The following is a 16,423-nucleotide window of genomic DNA, read 5'->3' as shown; positions in this document are numbered from 1 at the left end:
CCTGTAAATTATTGAGGGTCCACGCGGACCTGGCCATGCTCGATCAACAGTTTATCGTCGATAAACAGGCGGATGGCGCGCGGGTAAAGCAGATGTTCCTGTACCAGCACGCGCGCCGATAAGCTGTCTTCCGTATCGCCCGGCAGGACCGGCACCACCGCACTTGCCACGGCCGGGCCATGGTCGAGTTCGGCAGTAACGAAATGCACGGTGGCGCCATGTTCGCTGACGCCCGCTTCAAGTGCCTGGCGGTGGGTTGCCATGCCCGGGAACAGCGGCAGCAGCGACGGATGGATATTGAGCATGCGTCCGGCGTAATGCTCGACGAACGGCGCCGTCAGGATGCGCATGAAGCCGGCCAGCACCACCAGGTCGGGGGCAAAACCGTCGATCACTTCCTGCAGCGCGGCGTCGAACGCCTCGCGGCTGGCATAGTCCTTGTTGGCCACCACGGCGGTCGCTATTCCCTGTTCGGCAGCAAATACCAGCCCCTGGGCGTCGGCACGGTTGCTGATGACAGCGGCAATACGGGCAGGCCATTGTTCGGCTTGCGCGGCGCGCACGACCGCTTCCATATTGCTGCCGCGTCCGGAAATGAGAATAACGATATTTTTCATAGCGCGCATTGTACCCGCTATAACAGGTGGTACCAAGAAAGGCAGGCAGGATTGTTGCGTCGCAACATACGACCGGCAGCAGGTAGTTGGCCGGCGCGCCGCACTTCCAGCAGCCTTCAAGCCATGATTTCAGGCCATAACAGGCATAGCAAGCATTTACTCAAACGAATAGAAGACGCGGAAAGGCACTTTTTTCTCGGCCCAGTAGTCGGCAGCGTCGCGAAACACGTCGAGCAGGGTCTCGCGCGCTTCCTTGTCAAATTTCTGGGTATTGGGCAATTGCTCAAGCACCACCAGGAAACCGGTTTGCGTACCGGCCTTGAACATGGTGTCCGTCAGGCAAACGCGCAGCGCATCGAAATTCTTGGCCAGGCTTTTAGGAAACTGAAATGCTTCTGCGATAATACCGATGACTTGCTGTTTGGTGAGACCGGCGTTGCAGTGGGCGTATAAGAAATGCTGCCCGAGGCGACTCGCCTCTTCTTGTAACTCGGTCACGCGAAAGGCGCGAATGGACTGGACAAGGTTGGGCGGCACGGTTATTAACAAACTCATTTTTCCCTCAAATCGACCGGTTATGTATGGATCTGTTCTGACCAGCATTCTTATTACATCCTCGCACGCGGGTCAATGCGCACGCAGAGGCTCGATCTGCATTGTGATGCGATTACGATTTTATAAGCCATACGCGTATTAGGGTAACTTGTTGTCCTGCACGAATCAACCCGAATATGATATCGAACGCAAGATTTGTTACAAACGATGATCTTCCAGCCATTACATCATCTTGTATCGAATGCAAGCGCATGTTACAGGCTGAGGGGTAAAGGCCGCTGGCTGTTACATTTTGTTGCCACGCATTTTGCTTCGCTGGCGACAAGCGCATTACACTGGACTCACATTAAAGCAATACCCGCAAAGTCAACATCAACGAGGCGATAAAATGAACCTGCAAACCAAACTGATCATGTCTGCCCTGTGTCTCGGCGCGCTGCCAATGGCGCAAGCTACCGACTTTGAGGACTTCGGCAAGGTCGTGCGCGTAGTACCTCAGGTGGAGCAGATCAATCGCCCACGCCAGGAATGCCGCACGGAATATGTACAGGTTCAGGCGCCGCCACAGCAGCGCAGCGCCGGCGGCTCGATTGTCGGCGGCATCGCCGGCGCCCTGCTGGGCAGCCAGGTCGGTGGCGGTAACGGTCGCACGGCCGCCGCCGCAGCTGGCGCGATTGCCGGTGCCGTGGTCGGCGACCGCGTCGACAACCAGAACAATTACCAGGGCGGCGTGCAGGAACAGGCCGTCAAGCAATGCCGCCAGGTCGATCACTGGGAGTCGCGCAACAATGGCTACCAGGTCACGTATGATTACCGCGGCCGCAATTACACGAGCCTCATGTCCTACGATCCGGGCGAACGCATCCGTTTGCGCGTTTCCATCGAGCCGGCACAGCAATAAGCTGCCGCGCAATCAGACCATGCCAGCCTTCGGGCTGGCTTTTTTATGGCGTCTTGCCTGGTTGGGCAAGCTATAATGCGGCACTCTTTCCAGGCCGTGCCATGCTGATCAAACGTAAATCCATCGAACAAGTCGAATCGTCGCGCCCGGCGCGCAAACCCCGTTACGCTCCCGTGACCCTGTCTGAAATGGATGGCGTGCGCTATCTGCATTTCGGTACTGAATGGGTACAGGGCGCCATGCGCATCCGCAAGCCGGACTGGCCTGAACTGGAATATGCGCAGCAGATGATGGCCTGGATGCTGTGGATCAAACAGCCGCAACGCGTGGCGCAGCTGGGCCTGGGCACGGCCGCGCTGACCAAGTTCTGCTACCGCCAGTTTCCGCAGGCACAGGTCGAGGCCATCGAGCTGAATCCGGCCGTGATCACCATCTGCGCCTCGATGTTCAAGCTGCCGCCCAACGACGAGCGCCTGCAGGTGCAGGAAATGGACGCGCTCGACTACGTCAACAACCAAGCCAACCACGGTACGCTCGATGCGCTGCAGGTCGACCTGTACGACGCCACCGCGCGCGGTCCGGTACTCGACAGCGCCGAATTCTATACGGCCTGCTGCGCCTGCCTGGCGCCGCACGGCATCATGACCGTCAACCTGTTCGGCGACCATCCGAGCTATGCCAAAAACCTCAAGGCCATGAAGTTTGCGTTTGAACAGGTAATCTGCCTGCCTGAAGTCCATGATGGGAACGTGGTGGCGATCGCCTTTAAAAAGAAGGTCGCGCTCGATGCCGAAGCGCAAGCTGTCCTGCTCGACCGCGCCAAAGAAATCGTGACCGACACCAAGTTGCCGGCCAAGTCCTGGCTCAAGGGCATCCAGAGCACACTGTAACCGCCGCCTCCCCTTCCCTGCTGCCGGCGGCCATGAAAGGCGCCGGCCATGCCTGTTTCCGATGCTGCTCCGCTCGATCTGCAGGAACTGATTTCCTGGCTGCTGGCCGATGGCTGGCTGTCGCAGCAGGACGCGGCTGCCATCCGCACCCGCGCGCAGCTCATCTTGCAGCAGAGCCAGGCAGTCCATCCGCTCTGCGCGATTGCCGCCTGCCAGCTGCGCTCGAACCTGGCGCCGCATGCGCCGCTCGACCTCGACAGCCTGTGCGCCTGGCTGGCCGCCCGCGCCCAGCTGCCCTATTTGCGCATCGATCCGCTGTCCATCGACTTCAGCCAGGTGGCCGACGTGATGACGGCCAGCTATGCGGCGCGCTTCAATATCCTGCCGGTGGAAAGCACGTTTGAACGCATCGTGATTGCCACCGCCCAGCCCTATGCGCTGGGCTGGCAGGCCGGCATGGGTCCGCTGGCGCCGCGCAAGCTCTGCCTGGTGATCGCCAACCCGCAGCATATTGCCGATTATATTACCCAGTTCTTCAGCCTGGCCGGCTCGGTCAGGGTGGCGCGCCAGTCGACGGCGCAGGACTTGTCGCTGCGCCATAACTTCGAGCAACTGGTGGAACTGGGCCGCCAGAAAAGCAGCCTCGACGCCAACGACCAGCATGTGGTGCGCATCGTCGACTGGCTGTGGCAGTATGCGTTTTCCCAGCGCGCCTCCGATATCCACCTGGAGCCGAAGCGCGATTGCGCCCTGGTGCGCCTGCGCATCGACGGCCTGCTGCACCAGGCCTACCAGGTGCCGCCGGTAGTCATGCTGGCCATGACGGCCCGCATCAAGCTGCTCGGCCGCATGGACGTCATCGAAAAGCGCCGCCCGCAGGACGGACGCATCAAGACACGCAATGCACAGGGCCAGGAAATCGAGCTGCGCCTGTCCACGCTGCCGACAGCGTTTGGCGAAAAACTGGTGATGCGCATTTTCGATCCCGAAGTGGCCGTCAAGAGCCTGGCCGAACTGGGCTTTCCGCCCCTGGAGGCCGAACGCTGGCGCCAGCTGACCGCGCACACGCACGGCATCGTGCTCGTTACCGGGCCGACCGGCTCGGGCAAGACCACCACCCTGTACAGCACGCTGAAGGCGCTCGCTGGCAGCACAGTCAATGTCTGCACGGTGGAAGACCCGATCGAAATGGTCGAGCCAGCCTTCAACCAGATGCAGGTGCAAAGCCAGGCCGGGCTGGAACTGACTTTTGCCGACGGCATACGTGCGCTGCTGCGCCAGGACCCGGACATTATCATGGTCGGTGAAATCCGCGACCTGGCCACCGCCGACATGGCCGTCCAGGCCGCCCTGACCGGCCACCTGGTGCTGTCGACGCTGCATACCAATGACGCGCCGTCGGCCGTGATGCGCCTCTTGGAGCTGGGCGTGCCCGGCTATTTGCTCGAGGCGAGCCTGATCGGCGTGCTGGCGCAGCGATTGCTGCGCTGCCTGTGCGCCGATTGCAAACAGCAAGGCGTAGCGCCCGACCCGCGCCAGTGGCACGCCCTGACCGGCGGACAATTGCCCTGCCCACCGGCGCTGTGGACGGCGGTCGGTTGCCCCGCTTGCCGCCACAGCGGCTATCGCGGCCGCGCCGGCATCGTTGAACTGCTGTGCGTCACCGACGCTTTTCGCGAGCTGATACGCTCTAGCGCCCCATTGCAGGCACTGCACCGCCAGAGCATCGCCGACGGCATGACGCCGCTGCGCCTGGCCGGTGCAAACAAGGTTGCCGAGGGCGCCAGCACCATCGACGAAGTGCTGCGGATGACGGCGGCGCTGCATTGACGCGGCGGCATGCAGCAACCAATGCCAAAACACGGCTGACAGACAGGGTTTGCATTCTTTCCAAAGTCATATATAATGCGGCCTCTTTCGGGTCGTTAGCTCAGCTGGTAGAGCAGCGGACTTTTAATCCGTTGGTCGCAGGTTCGAATCCCGCACGGCCTACCACGAATGCGCAGCACAAAAAAGCCCATCCTCACGGACGGGCTTTTTTCGTTAACCAGGCGCTGCGATGGCGCCCGGTGCTACCATGCGCCTTCACTTATCCGCATCAAAAGCCTTATGAACCTTGCCATGATTGTGCTGCTCGGCAGCGCCCAGCTCTACAGCCAGGCACCGGCCACTATAACGCTGGACGGCCAGTACAGCTTGCGCACGGACGAGATGAGCCTCGACGTTATCGGCCCGCAGGTCTGCTTCGCACCGGACAAGGCGCAATGGACTCGCCTGCCGCGCCCGGCAAGCGGGCATGACGCATGGTTCTGCTTTTCCAACGATGAGCAGGCGCGCGGTTTGCTGCACGTGCCTGCACCCAAGGCCAAGCACTGCGGCTGGCAGGCGCGCGCCACGATTACGGTCGATACCTACCGGCCGTATGTCGAACAGGGCGACGGCAACGACATGGCGCGCCTGGCATCGGTCATCAAGGCAGAACCGCCCCAGGCGATTGCCTGCGAGTAAGGTCAAGCGCACTTAGTCCAGCTCGTACTCCTGCAAATAACGCGCAAACAGCGCGCGCTCTGCCAGCGGACACGCCAGACCCGCATTCCAGTCGGCCAGCAGCAACTGCTCGCGTTGCGGCAGCAGCTGTAACGCCGCCATGCCGTCGCTGCACCACATCTCCACCACCACGCCATCGTCATTGATAGCGGCAAACAGCGTTTCAGTATCCTCGCCGCCAAACGCCAGCACGTTCTCGCACGCAACCCGATAGCTGCCGTAGCCGGTAAATACCGCATCGTACGGCGGCAGCACTGCGCCGAGCGCCTGCTGCAATTGCGCGGCCGTGATGCCCAGCGCGCTCAAGGGCGACGGCGGTGCGCTGCGCACATACATGTCGGTCCAGCCGGCGCCGCTGGCATGCGTGTCGGCAAAGACCTGCTGCTCACCCATTTGCTGCAGGCAATGCTGCAAATTATCGACCGGCAGCAGTTCGATCTGGCAGTAATCGTCTTCGTGGAAATAAGCTTCGGGCATCAGTTCTCCAGCAAGGCGTTCAATTGCGCATTGCGCCGCGCCGTCAGCATGGCGGTCCAGGCATCGGCGGAGACCGATGGATAGCGCGCCGCGCCAAAGGCCACCCACGCGTCGCGATATTTGAGCCACAAACGCTGGGTATCGCGGATGCCATCCTTCTCGACTGCGCCCGCGTAATCGGGCTTGGGCTGCTTCATCAGCTTGCCGTAGATCAGGTTCAGCTGCTTGTCCTGCGCCTGGGCCTGCGCCGGCGTGGCTGCAGGCGGCAGCTTGCCCGCTTCGTACTGCTTGATGTCCTGCGCCAGCAGGTCCAGTTCCGCCGTGCGCGCAGCAATGCTCATGGCCGCGCGCGCCGTACCGCTGAGATCAGTTTCCTTGCCGGCGCGGGCCTCGGCGAAATTATTTGTCGCCGCTTCGAGCTTCTTGTACGACGCCTGCACCGCTACAGGCCACGCTTCGGCAGTCTTGCCGCTGGCCTGGCTGCGCACGTGCTGCTTCTGGCGCGCTTCGATGGCCGAGCACACGCCCATCATGTAGCCGCTGGTAATATCATCGCACTGGTCGATATTGCCGCCAGCCTGCAGTTTTTGCAGGTGTTCAACGCGTCCGCTCATCTCGGCTGGCGCCGCATCCATGCTGCATGCGTATTTGAACGCCAGCGCCGGATTTTTCTGCACCCCGCTGCCATTCTGATACAGCATCATCAGCACGGCGCTGTCGTCCTGCGCCACGGCGCAGTGTCGCACCTTACGCCAGTCCTCCAGGGATGGCGCCGGCATGGCTTTGGTGTCGTAATACAGGTCCGATGCCTTGCACTGCGACAGGCCGGCTACGGCCTTGGGCGACGGCAGGTCGGCTGGCGGCGGCGCCACTTTGGCCACTTTCATGCAGGCCGCGTACCAGGCCGTGCTTTCCGCATGGCCCACGCCCATGGCGCTGGTATTGGGATAGATGGCGGGGGCGGCAGCCAGTGCCTGGCCTGCCACCAGGCTGGCCGCCAGCGCGGCAACTTTCAGTAAGGATTTTTTCATAAAGCGGTGCGTCAGCATAAGCAAAACACAAGTTTAACTGATCAGTCTTACAGGGCGCCGTCCGGCATGGCAGTGCCTGCCTTGGCACCAGCAAGTTGATGGGCAATAATATTGCCCGCAATACTCTTTCAACTTTACGGACCCAGCCTCATGACCCTCCCCCGTCTTCGCCGTGCCCTGCTGCCGCTGCTGATCGCAGCGGCCTGCATGCCACTTGCTCACGCTGCCGATACTGTAGCGCCTGTCAATGCCAACGTCAGCCAGACTGCAAGGCATGCCATTACCCACGAAGACGTGTGGCTGATGAAACGCGTCGGCGCGCCGGTGGCCAGCCCTGACGGCCGCTGGGCCGTCTTCTCGGTGGTCGAGTCCGCCTACGAGAGCAAAGATCAATGGTCGGACCTGTGGATCAAGTCGCTGACCGATGATGCGCCGGCGCGCCGGCTGACGTCATCCAAGGGCGGCGAAAGCGCGGTGGCCTGGTCGCCCGACAGCCGCCAGCTGGTGTTTGTTGCCAAGCGCGATGGTGACGAGGCCGGCCAGCTCTACCGTCTTGACGTGGCCGCCGGCGGCGAAGCGCAGCGCCTGACCACGCTGACCATGGGCGCGCGTTCGCCGAAATGGAGTCCGGACGGCAAGCAGCTGCTGTTTGTCAGCGACATCTATCCTGGCAACAAGACCGAAAGCGACGTCAAGCAAAGCGCGAAAGAACGCAAGGAGCGCAAATACAGCGCACGCGCGTACGACACTACGGCGCCACGCTATTTCGACAAATGGCTGACCGACAAGCAAGTGCGCCTGTTCGTGGTCGACGCGCAAGCCGACAGCGTACCGCGCAATATCCTGGCCGACACACAACTGGTGGCCCTGCCCGGCTTTGGCGGCAGCCAGGGCGATGAAGGCCAGTCGCTCGACGCCATCTGGACGCCGGACGGCAAAGGCGTGGTGTTCAATGCCGCTACCAACCGCGATGCGTTCCAGCGCGCGGCCGTGCCGGCGCAGCTGTATCTGGTCGGCACCGCCGGCGGCGAACCGCAGCGCCTGACGCAGGATGCGCACAGCTATGGCGCGCTGAAATTTGCTGCCGACGGCAAGACCCTGTTTGCGCTGTCGGACGCCGAAACGCCGGGCAAGGTCTACGATGTGAAGCGCCTGGCCAGCTTTTCCTGGCCGCTGGTCAACCCGGCGCCAACTATCCTGACGGCCAAGCTGGACCGTTCGATCTCGCGCTATGTGCTGCCGGAGAACGGCAAGCGCGTGATCTTCAGCTACGAACACGCGGGCCTGGAAAAACTGTACTCGATCGATGTCAAAGGCGGTGAAGTGCGCGATGAACCGTCCCTGCCGACCGGCAGCATCAATTCGCTCAGCAGTGGCGGCAAGGCCGTGGTGGGCGTGTGGGAGTCCAGCATCAATCCACCGGAAGTCTATGCCTTCAATGGCAAGGCACCGAAGCGCCTGACCGACTTCAATACCGACAAGGCCAGCAAGATCGACTGGCAGGCGCCCGAGCATTTCTGGTTCACCAGCACCGATGGCCGCCAGATCCACAATATGATCGTCAAGCCGGCCAATTTTGATCCGAACAAGAAGTACCCGCTGTTTACCGTCATCCACGGCGGCGCGGCCAGCATGTGGCGCGACCAGTTCGTGCTGCGCTGGAACTACCATCTGCTGGCCAAGCCCGGCTATATCGTGCTGCTGACCGACTACAAGGGCTCGACCGGCTATGGCGAAGAGTTCTCGCGCGCGATCCAGTTCGACCCGTTGAAAGGCCCGGCCGACGAGCTGAACGAAGGCGTCGATGAAGCCATCAAGAAATATCCGTTTATCGACGCCAGCAAGCTGGCGGCCGGCGGCGCCAGCTACGGCGGCCACCTGGCCAACTGGCTGCAGGCGACCACCACCCGCTACAAGGCGATCGTCTCGCACGCCGGTGAAATGGATCTGATCATGCAATGGGGCACCAGCGATGGTGGCTTCGGGCGCGAAGTCAATGCCGGCGGCCCGGTCTGGTCGAACCTGCCCGTATGGCGCGATCAAAGCCCGATCATGCAAGCTGGCAACCATGAAAAAGGCACCGGCTTCGTCACGCCGATACTGATCAGTGTGGGCGAACTCGACTACCGCGTGCCGGCCAACAATGCGCTGATGAACTTTGCCGTGCAACAGCGCCTGAACGTGCCTGCCAAGCTGCTGGTATTCCCGGACGAGAACCACTGGATCATGAAGGGCGAAAACAGCCGCTACTTCTACAGCGAAGTGGAAGGCTGGCTGGCGAAGTACCTGAAATAAAAAATACCTGAAATATTGGCTGCGGGCCCGGCTGGCCGCATATGTCGGATCAGCCGCATATGTCGCATCAGCCGCGTAGGTCGGATTAGCCGCGCAGCGGCGTAATCCGACAACACCGCGTAATCCAACAATATTGTCGGATTACGCCGGGCCTAGCCCCGCTAATCCGACCTACCGGCAATGCCGTGCAATGCCGGGCCAATGGTATTCGAAGAAAGTGTTTACTTCACTTTCAAGCCATTTTTCACTTCTGTTACGCCTTCCACGCCACGGGCCAAGTCAGCTGCTTTGTCGATCTGGGCTTGAGAAGGCACGAAGCCGCTCAGCATGACCACGCCGTTGGTGGTTTCCACATGCACGTCCATGGCTTTCAGGTCATTGTCCTTGACCAGGTCGGCCTTGATTTTGGTCGTAATGACGGTGTCGGCCACCACGTTTTTGGTGGTGCCGGCGGCGTTGCGCGACATGCAGGCGGCTTTGTCGGTCGCTTCCATGCCGTCACAGCTCTCGGTTTTGGCCGGCATCAGATTTTGCGCCACATTGGTGCCGGCCTTGGCGCCCATCTTCGCGTCGGCAATCGCGGCTTTCTGCTGGGCCTTGGCATCGTTCATGCAGCTGGTCTTGGCCGCGCCGCTGCGCTCGCCGCACTGGGCCTTGGCCAGGTCATATTCGGCATCGGCCACATCCTTGCGGGCCTTGGCCAGTTCGCGCGGCGTATTGCGGTGCTGGGCCACGGCGTCGGAGTCCGCCTTGGCTCGCGCGACCTTGGCTTGTTCCACGCAAACTTTTTTTGCATTGCCGGACTGGCTGTCGCAGGCATCCTTGGCCTGCTTGTAGGTGGTGGCAGCCTGGTCGGTCAGGCTTTTGTACGAGGTATCCTGAGCATAAGCAGGTGCAGTGGCAAGCAAGGCACTGGCGCTGGCGGCCAGCACCAGTTTGAGCATGTTGTTCATGATGGGTCCTCCTGGTGGAATAAGAAGTCGAGGCCCCGATTAAACGCCTGTCGGGCTGCACGCACTGTGCGACAACACACACCCAATGCCGATCCACCGGCAAGCAATCACTTACTTTCCTTGACGCAAGCCCTGCTGCCACAGCTTCTGCGCCTGCTCAAATGGCGTGTCGGCATCGTCAAAAACAGCTGGTACGGCAGCCAGCGCCAGCCACGGTGCTGTGTCGTGCGAACCGCTGGCCATGCTGGCGCGCACCGAACCCATCCAGTCCAGTACGGCGCGATAGTTGGCAAGATGATGCTGGTGCATCCAGGCCAGCGCCACCAGGTCGGCATAGCCTTCCTCGCGCCGGGTGGCGGCCAGTTCCTGCGCCAGCGTCGGCATGCGCCTGGTGCGCGGCTCGACAAAACCGGCCGGCATCTGATGCCAGTCCCCTTGCGCATAGCGCTGGCAGTGGCCGATCTCGTGCGCCGTCATCGCTTCGATCATCAGGCTCTTCTGATCTGCCCGCACGCTAGCGAGCACCGCTTCGGCCTGGGCGTTGCCGCGCATCGACAGCACCAGCTTGCAGCGCCCGTTCGCAAAGCCCAGCGCCAACGGTACGGCGTCGGGCGTCGTTTGCGGCTGTACCACGATATCGAGCGGCAGGCCCTGTGCGCGCGCATAGGCGATCACGGGCGCGCCGGCCTTGAGCCAGCGCGTTTCAAGCGCGGTCAGTGCAGAAGAAGCCAGGACGGGAAAAGAAGGTAAAAACAGGCTGAACAACAATAGCAATCTGGACATGTATACCGCAGCAGGTAAAGGGCAGGATACTGCAGGGTAGTCCAGAGAGATGTTTCCGCAAGGAAAAATCGACAACTTTTACCGAATAAATCAGCAAGCGTCGGATGTGGCCCACCGGGCCGTAATCCGACGCAAAATCAAAGGTCTATTTGACACCAACAGGGTCAAGCGCACGCGCCGTCACGAACGCCGGACGGATATCGTTCGGGATCGACTTCATTTTGTCGAGCGCGACCTGCACTTCCGGACGGATCACCACGTACTTGTCCATCAGGGCCTTGGCGCGCGTGTAGTCGCCGGTTGCCTCAATGGTCAGGAACTCGCGGTCGAGGTCGATCACGGCCTGTTTGATCTTGCCGAAATCAACGCCAAAGCGGCCGTCGCCCAGCGACACGAAACCGCCCTTGTCGAGGATGTAGTTGAGCTGGATCGCCATGCCGCGCGCGTGCGAATCGGTCAGGCCGAAATGCAGGGTACGGAAAGCCGACGCGAGGAAGGTGTTGTACAGCTTGCGCTCTGCCACCTCGCCACGGCCCAGCGTGCCATCCAACTGACCCTTGTCCATCATGTAGCGCAGCGCGTACAGGCCGGTGATGTCAGCCTTGGCTTCCTCGATGGTGGAATAGGTTTCCTTCAGATCCTGGCGCGGCGTGGAGGGCTTGCCATCGACGGTGGTGGCATGCGGGCCCAGACCATGCATGATTTCATGCGCGAGGATATGCGTGAAGAAGGAATTGAAGTCCACGTCCTGCTGCGCATCAGGCGCCAGCACCAGCTTCGAGATGGGCGTGAGCGTCGCGGCAAACTTGGCTTCCTGCACGTTTTTGAGCATCACGCGCTTCGAGCCGCGCTGGCTGATAATGCGCTCGTCATTGGGCAGGTTGTAGGCCGCCGTCTGCACGGCCATATTGCCGTCGCCGGCGCCATACACCTGGTTGACCACCACCATCGGCGCCAGCGCACCCACTTTCGGGTTGCGATACTGCGCGTCGAGCGGCAGGTTGTCTTCCAGCTCCTGCATATGCTTGGCAAAGAAGTCGAGCTTTTGCGTTTCGGCCTGGTCGCGGATATTCACATAGGCCTCGAACGCGGCCTTGTAGCCGAACAGTTCGTCGTTATAGGTCTCGTACGGGCCGATAGTCACGTCGACGGGCGAATCGAGGTCCATCCAGGCAAAATCGGACGGCAGGTAGTCGTTATCGAGGAATGCCTTGGCGCGCAGGCTCAGGAATTTTTTCAACGAGGCATTGTCGGTGGCCGCTGCGGCCTCGTTGAGCAGCCTGGCCAGCTGCGTCAGCTCCTTTTTGTATTCATCCGAATACTTGACCGTGCGGTACTGGCCATCTTTGCCGGCGCGAATGGTGGTAAAGAACCATTGCGCCTGCTGCTTGTCCTGCGGCGCCAGGCCGTTCATCCACTGCTCAAGGCTGGCCTTGGTAGCGCCGGCCGGATAGAAGTTGCCCGCTTCGGGTTTCTTTGCAGGAATGGTTATGCCGGCATAACTGGCCGGCATGAACGAGCCATGGCCGTCGAGCACCGACCACGGTCCCTTGTTGATCCAGAAATAATTGAGGCGCGCCTGGCCCAGCGCGGACTGGTCTTTTTTCAGCGCCGCCCACAGCGCTTCATTGCCGGACCAGCGCTGCCGCAGCTGCAGTACGTCAACCAGCTTGGCCGCTTCGATCAGCTTGGCGATGGCCTTGCGGTCGCCGCTCGACAAGTGTGAGGTATCGGCTTTGAGCTCGACAGGCGCATAGCGTGCGCTCATGGCCGTCAGTTGTTCGGCGGTGGCTGGCGCGCCGGTGGCGGCGCAGGCGCTGCCGACGGCCGCAGCCATCAGCAGGGGAAACAGGAATTTTTTCATGGGGTCTGGCTCTTGAGCCTCGAAACATCGACAAGAGCCAGATTGTACGCCAGCGGCGGCTTAAAATTCTTCCCAGGAATCATCGGCCACTTTGGCCGGCGCCAGCTTTTTGGCTGGCAACTGGCGCTGCGGCCTGGCGCTAACTGCCTTGGCCGGCGCAGGCTTGCGCGCTGGTGCTGGCGCTGCTGCTGCTTTGAACGGCGCCGGCGCTGGCGCCGCCTTGAATGCGTGCTCGTCCGCGCCCAGCTTGAACACGCTGACCAGTTGCGCCAGGCTGCCGGCCTGCTCGTCGAGTGAAGCGGCGGCCGAGGCCGACTGCTCGACCAGCGCCGCGTTCTGCTGCACCACCTGGTCCATCATGCCGATGGCCTGGTTCACCTGTTCGATACCGGACGACTGCTCGCGCGTGGCAACACTGATTTCACTCATGATGTCGGTCACGCGCTTGACGCTGGCCACGATGTCCTGCATGGTCGCGCCCGCCTCGTCGACCAGGCGTGCACCGGCATCGACGCGTTCAACCGAATCGTCGATCAGCCCCTTGATTTCTTTCGCTGCCTGGCTCGAACGCTGCGCCAGGTTGCGCACTTCGGTCGCCACCACCGCAAAGCCACGGCCCTGCTCGCCGGCGCGCGCCGCCTCGACGGCCGCATTCAAGGCCAGGATATTGGTCTGGAAGGCAATGCTGTCGATCACGCCGATAATATCGACGATCTTGCGCGAGGAATCGTTGATCGAGGCCATCGTGTCGACCACCTGCGCCACCACCGCGCCACCCTTGACGGCCACGCTGGAGGCCGATTGCGCCAGTTCGTTGGCCTGCACGGCGTGCTCGGCATTCTGCTTGACGGTGCCGGTCAGCTGCTCCATCGAGCTGGCCGTCTCTTCGATCGAGCCGGCTTGCTGCTCGGTGCGGTTCGACAGATCCTGGTTGCCGGCGGAAATCTCGCGCGCATTAGTGGCGATGGTCTGCGTACCGGCGCGCACCTGGCCGACGATGGCGACCAGGCTGTCGCGCATGCCGCGCATGGCGAACAGCAGGCTGCTCTTGTCGCCAGGGCGCGTATCGATGGTCACGGCCAGGTTGCCGGCCGCGATATCGCCAACGATGGCGGCCGCATAATCGGGCTCGCCACCGAGCTGGCGCAGCAGGCCATGGCTGATGCGCCAGGCGGCCGTCATGCCGATGGCAATCGCACCCACGCACAGCACCACCATGAAAAAGAAGAAGCTGCGCGCCACGGTGGTGGCGCTGGCCGCCTGCTCGCGGCTCATTTTTTCTTCCAGGTCGATCAGCTTGTTGACGGCCGCCAGCCAGTCGACAAACGCCACGGCGCCCTGCTGCTGCAGCAGTGTGGACGCTTCGGCGACATTGTCGGCCTGGCGCAGCGCGATGACTTTGGCAATGACCGGCTGGGCCTTGGCTTCGGCCGCCTTGATGCCGGCCAGCGCATCGCGCTCGTCCTGTGTGACGCCCTTGCCACTGCCGATGATCTGTTCAAGCGGTGTGGCCGCCTGCGCATAGTTGTCGGCCAGCTTGCCGATCTGCGCCACGTGCTGGCTGACTGCCGGCTGGTCGCCCGCCAACACCACATCGCGCAAGGCAATCGCGCGGTCGTGCACGCTGCCGCGGAAATTGATCGCGTGACGCTGCTTGACGTTATTGACCTCGCTGATATTGGTCAGGATGGTGTCGATCTTTTGTACGCGGTTGATGCCGAGTGCTGTAACGATAATCAGCAGTAACAGTACCAGGCCAAATCCTGTGTACAAGCGTGTGCTGATGCTGGTGCTTTGCATATCCGTCCCTGTTATTATAAAAGTTGCCAAAATCAAATATTGAATTGTGGAAACGATAAATTAACACGGATGCCGCATTTGCGTTGGACTTGCTGCTTTTTATGCCGTCAGCGCCGCTGCTGGAACGCTAAGGCCCGGCCACAACGCGCTTTGGTTTGAGGTATATCTGTAACGCTACGGGCCGGCGGCGACACCGCCGCCGGCCACGCTCACGTAATCATTGCACTTGCCTTAGCGCGCTGCTGCCAGCTTGGCCAGTTCGCCCTGCGGCTGCCAGCCGGCGCCCAGCGAGCGGGCCACGGCCACCGTTGCCAGCAGGCGCTGGGTCTTGATCTGCACGGCGGCGCGGTCGGCTGCCAGCGAGCTGCGTTGGGCGTCGGTCACGTCGAGGTAATTCGACACGCCGCGCTCGTAGCGGGTGCGCGCCACCAGATAGGCGCGCGCCGCCGCTTCCTGCGACAGCGCTTGCGCATCGCCCTGCAACTGGCGCTGCTGCACGTCCGACAGGGCGTCTTCCACTTCGCGCAGGGCCGTCAGCAGCTTGGTCTCGTGATTGGCCAGCGCCTCGCCGTAGCGCGCTTTCGACAAGTCCAGATTGGCCTGGTTGCGACCGCCGTCAAAGATCGGCAGCGACAGCGCCAGTGGCCCCACGCTGAACTGGCGCGAGCCGCCCTGCGCCAGGTCGCGCAGCTTTTCCGAGGCGTAGCCAAAGTTGCCGGTCAGCTGCAGCGATGGATAGAATGCGCCTTCGGCCACGCCCACCTGGGCATTGGCCGCGCGCAGGCTGGCCACGCTCGACACCAGGTCAGGACGGTGCGCCAGCAAACTGGCTGGCAGGCCGACCGGAATGGCCGGCGGCTGCGGCAACGCCACGTTCGAGCTGGCTGCCAGTTGCAGCGCCGACGGCGCCTTGCCGGTCAGCGTGGCCAGGCTGTTTTCCAGCTGATTGCGCTGGCGCTGCACTTCATGCAGATCGGCCTGGGCGTTTTGCAATTCTACTTTGGCGCGCGCCAGGTCGAGCTCATTGGTCAGGCCCGCATTGAAGCGTGCCTCGACCAGCTGCGCCGATTCGCGGCGGGTGTCGAGTGCGCCGTTCAGGATCGCCAGTTCGGCATCCAGCCCGCGCAACTGCCAGTAGGTACTGGCCACCTGCGACGACAGCATCAGCAATACGCCGTCGCGGTCGGCTTCGGCCGCCAATGCCTGGGCGTCGGATGCTTCGACCAGGCGCTTGACGCGGCCCATCAGGTCGATTTCATACGACAGCGAACCGCCCACCGAGAAGTTGTTGCCGCTGATCGAGCGGTTGCCCAACGCCAGGCCCTGCGAGGTATTGGCCGAGGTGCGCGAATTGGAAATGCCGGTATTGACGCTCACATTGACGCCCTGGTTGGCGCGCGCCGTGCCGCTTTGCGCCAGCGCCTGCAGCAGCCGTTCGCCGGCCGCCTTCACGCTTGGATTGTCCTGCAGCGCGCTTTGCTCGAGCTGGTCAAGGGCGGCGTCGCCAAACACGCGCCACCACTGGGCCGGCAGTTGCGCTGCGTCCGGCGCACCGGCGCCGTGGCGGAACGTGCTGCCGTCAACGCCAGCCACATTCGCAGGCGCCTTGAAATCCTGGCCGACGGTACCGCAGGCGGCCAGCGCCACGGCCAGCGAGGCTGCTGCGGCGATTTTGGTCAATACTGTTTTCATGATGTACCTTTTATTCTG

General features: G+C 62.0%; 14 protein-coding genes and 1 tRNA gene. 6 read left to right on the top strand and 9 right to left on the bottom strand.

What is annotated here, in order from left to right; genetic code table 11:
* Nucleotides 1-8: 8 nt before the first annotated feature.
* Complete coding sequence (purN, locus tag GCM43_RS09280; protein ID WP_152243443.1) at nt 9-617, bottom strand: phosphoribosylglycinamide formyltransferase; 609 nt, start codon at nt 615-617, stop codon at nt 9-11.
* Nucleotides 618-773: 156 nt separating this feature from the next.
* Nucleotides 774-1,172 (bottom strand): barstar family protein, encoded by a 399-nt coding sequence (locus tag GCM43_RS09275; RefSeq protein ID WP_152243669.1) that lies wholly within the window; start codon nt 1,170-1,172, stop codon nt 774-776.
* 388 nt (nt 1,173-1,560) lie between these two features.
* Between GCM43_RS09275 and GCM43_RS09270 the strand changes: the two genes are divergently transcribed.
* The 5 genes from GCM43_RS09270 to GCM43_RS09250 all read left to right on the top strand — a co-directional run bounded on the left by GCM43_RS09270 (nt 1,561) and on the right by GCM43_RS09250 (nt 5,471).
* Nucleotides 1,561-2,073, top strand: coding sequence for a glycine zipper 2TM domain-containing protein (locus GCM43_RS09270; RefSeq protein WP_152243441.1), 513 nt, complete (start codon nt 1,561-1,563; stop codon nt 2,071-2,073).
* A 101-nt stretch (nt 2,074-2,174) separates the two neighbouring features.
* Nucleotides 2,175-2,963, top strand: a complete 789-nt coding sequence (locus GCM43_RS09265) for a spermine/spermidine synthase domain-containing protein (protein WP_152243439.1) — start codon at nt 2,175-2,177, stop codon at nt 2,961-2,963.
* 48 nt (nt 2,964-3,011) lie between these two features.
* The gene (locus tag GCM43_RS09260) at nt 3,012-4,793 is read left to right on the top strand and encodes a GspE/PulE family protein (RefSeq protein WP_152243437.1); all 1,782 of its coding nucleotides are present in this window, start codon (nt 3,012-3,014) and stop codon (nt 4,791-4,793) included.
* An 89-nt stretch (nt 4,794-4,882) separates the two neighbouring features.
* Nucleotides 4,883-4,958, top strand: a tRNA-Lys gene (locus tag GCM43_RS09255).
* Nucleotides 4,959-5,084: 126 nt separating this feature from the next.
* A complete protein-coding gene (locus tag GCM43_RS09250) occupies nt 5,085-5,471 on the top strand; it encodes a hypothetical protein (protein WP_152243435.1) in 387 nt (128 codons plus the stop codon).
* A 12-nt stretch (nt 5,472-5,483) separates the two neighbouring features.
* Here GCM43_RS09250 and GCM43_RS09245 read toward each other — a convergent pair whose 3' ends face one another.
* The gene (locus tag GCM43_RS09245) at nt 5,484-5,987 is read right to left on the bottom strand and encodes a hypothetical protein (RefSeq protein ID WP_152243433.1); all 504 of its coding nucleotides are present in this window, start codon (nt 5,985-5,987) and stop codon (nt 5,484-5,486) included.
* Nucleotides 5,987-7,018, bottom strand: a complete 1,032-nt coding sequence (locus tag GCM43_RS09240; RefSeq protein WP_193315578.1) for a lysozyme inhibitor LprI family protein — start codon at nt 7,016-7,018, stop codon at nt 5,987-5,989. Before GCM43_RS09240 ends, GCM43_RS09245 begins: the two co-directional genes overlap by 1 nt.
* A 150-nt stretch (nt 7,019-7,168) precedes the next feature.
* On the opposite strand from GCM43_RS09240, the gene GCM43_RS09235 reads away from it, so the two are divergent.
* On the top strand, nt 7,169-9,313 hold the full coding sequence (locus tag GCM43_RS09235; protein ID WP_152243429.1) for a dipeptidyl-peptidase 5: 2,145 nt from the start codon (nt 7,169-7,171) through the stop codon (nt 9,311-9,313).
* 221 nt (nt 9,314-9,534) lie between these two features.
* On the opposite strand, the gene GCM43_RS09230 is transcribed toward GCM43_RS09235, so the two are convergent.
* From GCM43_RS09230 to GCM43_RS09210, 5 genes are all read right to left on the bottom strand, one after another.
* Complete coding sequence (locus GCM43_RS09230) at nt 9,535-10,266, bottom strand: BON domain-containing protein (RefSeq protein ID WP_152243427.1); 732 nt, start codon at nt 10,264-10,266, stop codon at nt 9,535-9,537.
* A 111-nt stretch (nt 10,267-10,377) separates the two neighbouring features.
* A complete protein-coding gene (locus tag GCM43_RS09225) occupies nt 10,378-11,049 on the bottom strand; it encodes a hypothetical protein (RefSeq protein ID WP_152243425.1) in 672 nt (223 codons plus the stop codon).
* A gap of 145 nt (nt 11,050-11,194) precedes the next feature.
* The gene (locus GCM43_RS09220; RefSeq protein WP_152243423.1) at nt 11,195-12,913 is read right to left on the bottom strand and encodes a dipeptidyl-peptidase 3 family protein; all 1,719 of its coding nucleotides are present in this window, start codon (nt 12,911-12,913) and stop codon (nt 11,195-11,197) included.
* A 60-nt stretch (nt 12,914-12,973) separates the two neighbouring features.
* A complete protein-coding gene (locus tag GCM43_RS09215; protein WP_152243421.1) occupies nt 12,974-14,713 on the bottom strand; it encodes a methyl-accepting chemotaxis protein in 1,740 nt (579 codons plus the stop codon).
* Between the two features lie 231 nt (nt 14,714-14,944).
* A complete protein-coding gene (locus tag GCM43_RS09210; RefSeq protein WP_152243419.1) occupies nt 14,945-16,405 on the bottom strand; it encodes an efflux transporter outer membrane subunit in 1,461 nt (486 codons plus the stop codon).
* Nucleotides 16,406-16,423: the final 18 nt, after the last annotated feature.

This window comes from Janthinobacterium aquaticum (genome assembly GCF_009208565.1).
Lineage (GTDB): Bacteria > Pseudomonadota > Gammaproteobacteria > Burkholderiales > Burkholderiaceae_D > Janthinobacterium.
The sequence above is the reverse complement of the archived record's forward strand: the minus strand, read 5'-3'. Positions and strand labels throughout refer to the sequence as shown.

Excerpts from the sequence above, each read along its gene's own strand:
- GCM43_RS09215 (WP_152243421.1), bottom strand. The coding sequence starts at position 14,713 with ATGCAAAGCACCAGCATCAGCACACGCTTGTACACAGGATTTGGCCTG.
- GCM43_RS09235 (WP_152243429.1), top strand. The coding sequence starts at position 7,169 with ATGACCCTCCCCCGTCTTCGCCGTGCCCTGCTGCCGCTGCTGATCGCA.
- GCM43_RS09245 (WP_152243433.1), bottom strand. The coding sequence starts at position 5,987 with ATGCCCGAAGCTTATTTCCACGAAGACGATTACTGCCAGATCGAACTG.
- GCM43_RS09220 (WP_152243423.1), bottom strand. The coding sequence starts at position 12,913 with ATGAAAAAATTCCTGTTTCCCCTGCTGATGGCTGCGGCCGTCGGCAGC.
- GCM43_RS09230 (WP_152243427.1), bottom strand. The coding sequence starts at position 10,266 with ATGAACAACATGCTCAAACTGGTGCTGGCCGCCAGCGCCAGTGCCTTG.
- GCM43_RS09270 (WP_152243441.1), top strand. The coding sequence starts at position 1,561 with ATGAACCTGCAAACCAAACTGATCATGTCTGCCCTGTGTCTCGGCGCG.
- GCM43_RS09275 (WP_152243669.1), bottom strand. The coding sequence starts at position 1,172 with ATGAGTTTGTTAATAACCGTGCCGCCCAACCTTGTCCAGTCCATTCGC.
- GCM43_RS09265 (WP_152243439.1), top strand. The coding sequence starts at position 2,175 with ATGCTGATCAAACGTAAATCCATCGAACAAGTCGAATCGTCGCGCCCG.
- GCM43_RS09250 (WP_152243435.1), top strand. The coding sequence starts at position 5,085 with ATGATTGTGCTGCTCGGCAGCGCCCAGCTCTACAGCCAGGCACCGGCC.
- GCM43_RS09225 (WP_152243425.1), bottom strand. The coding sequence starts at position 11,049 with ATGTCCAGATTGCTATTGTTGTTCAGCCTGTTTTTACCTTCTTTTCCC.
- purN (WP_152243443.1), bottom strand. The coding sequence starts at position 617 with ATGAAAAATATCGTTATTCTCATTTCCGGACGCGGCAGCAATATGGAA.
- GCM43_RS09210 (WP_152243419.1), bottom strand. The coding sequence starts at position 16,405 with ATGAAAACAGTATTGACCAAAATCGCCGCAGCAGCCTCGCTGGCCGTG.
- GCM43_RS09240 (WP_193315578.1), bottom strand. The coding sequence starts at position 7,018 with ATGAAAAAATCCTTACTGAAAGTTGCCGCGCTGGCGGCCAGCCTGGTG.
- GCM43_RS09260 (WP_152243437.1), top strand. The coding sequence starts at position 3,012 with ATGCCTGTTTCCGATGCTGCTCCGCTCGATCTGCAGGAACTGATTTCC.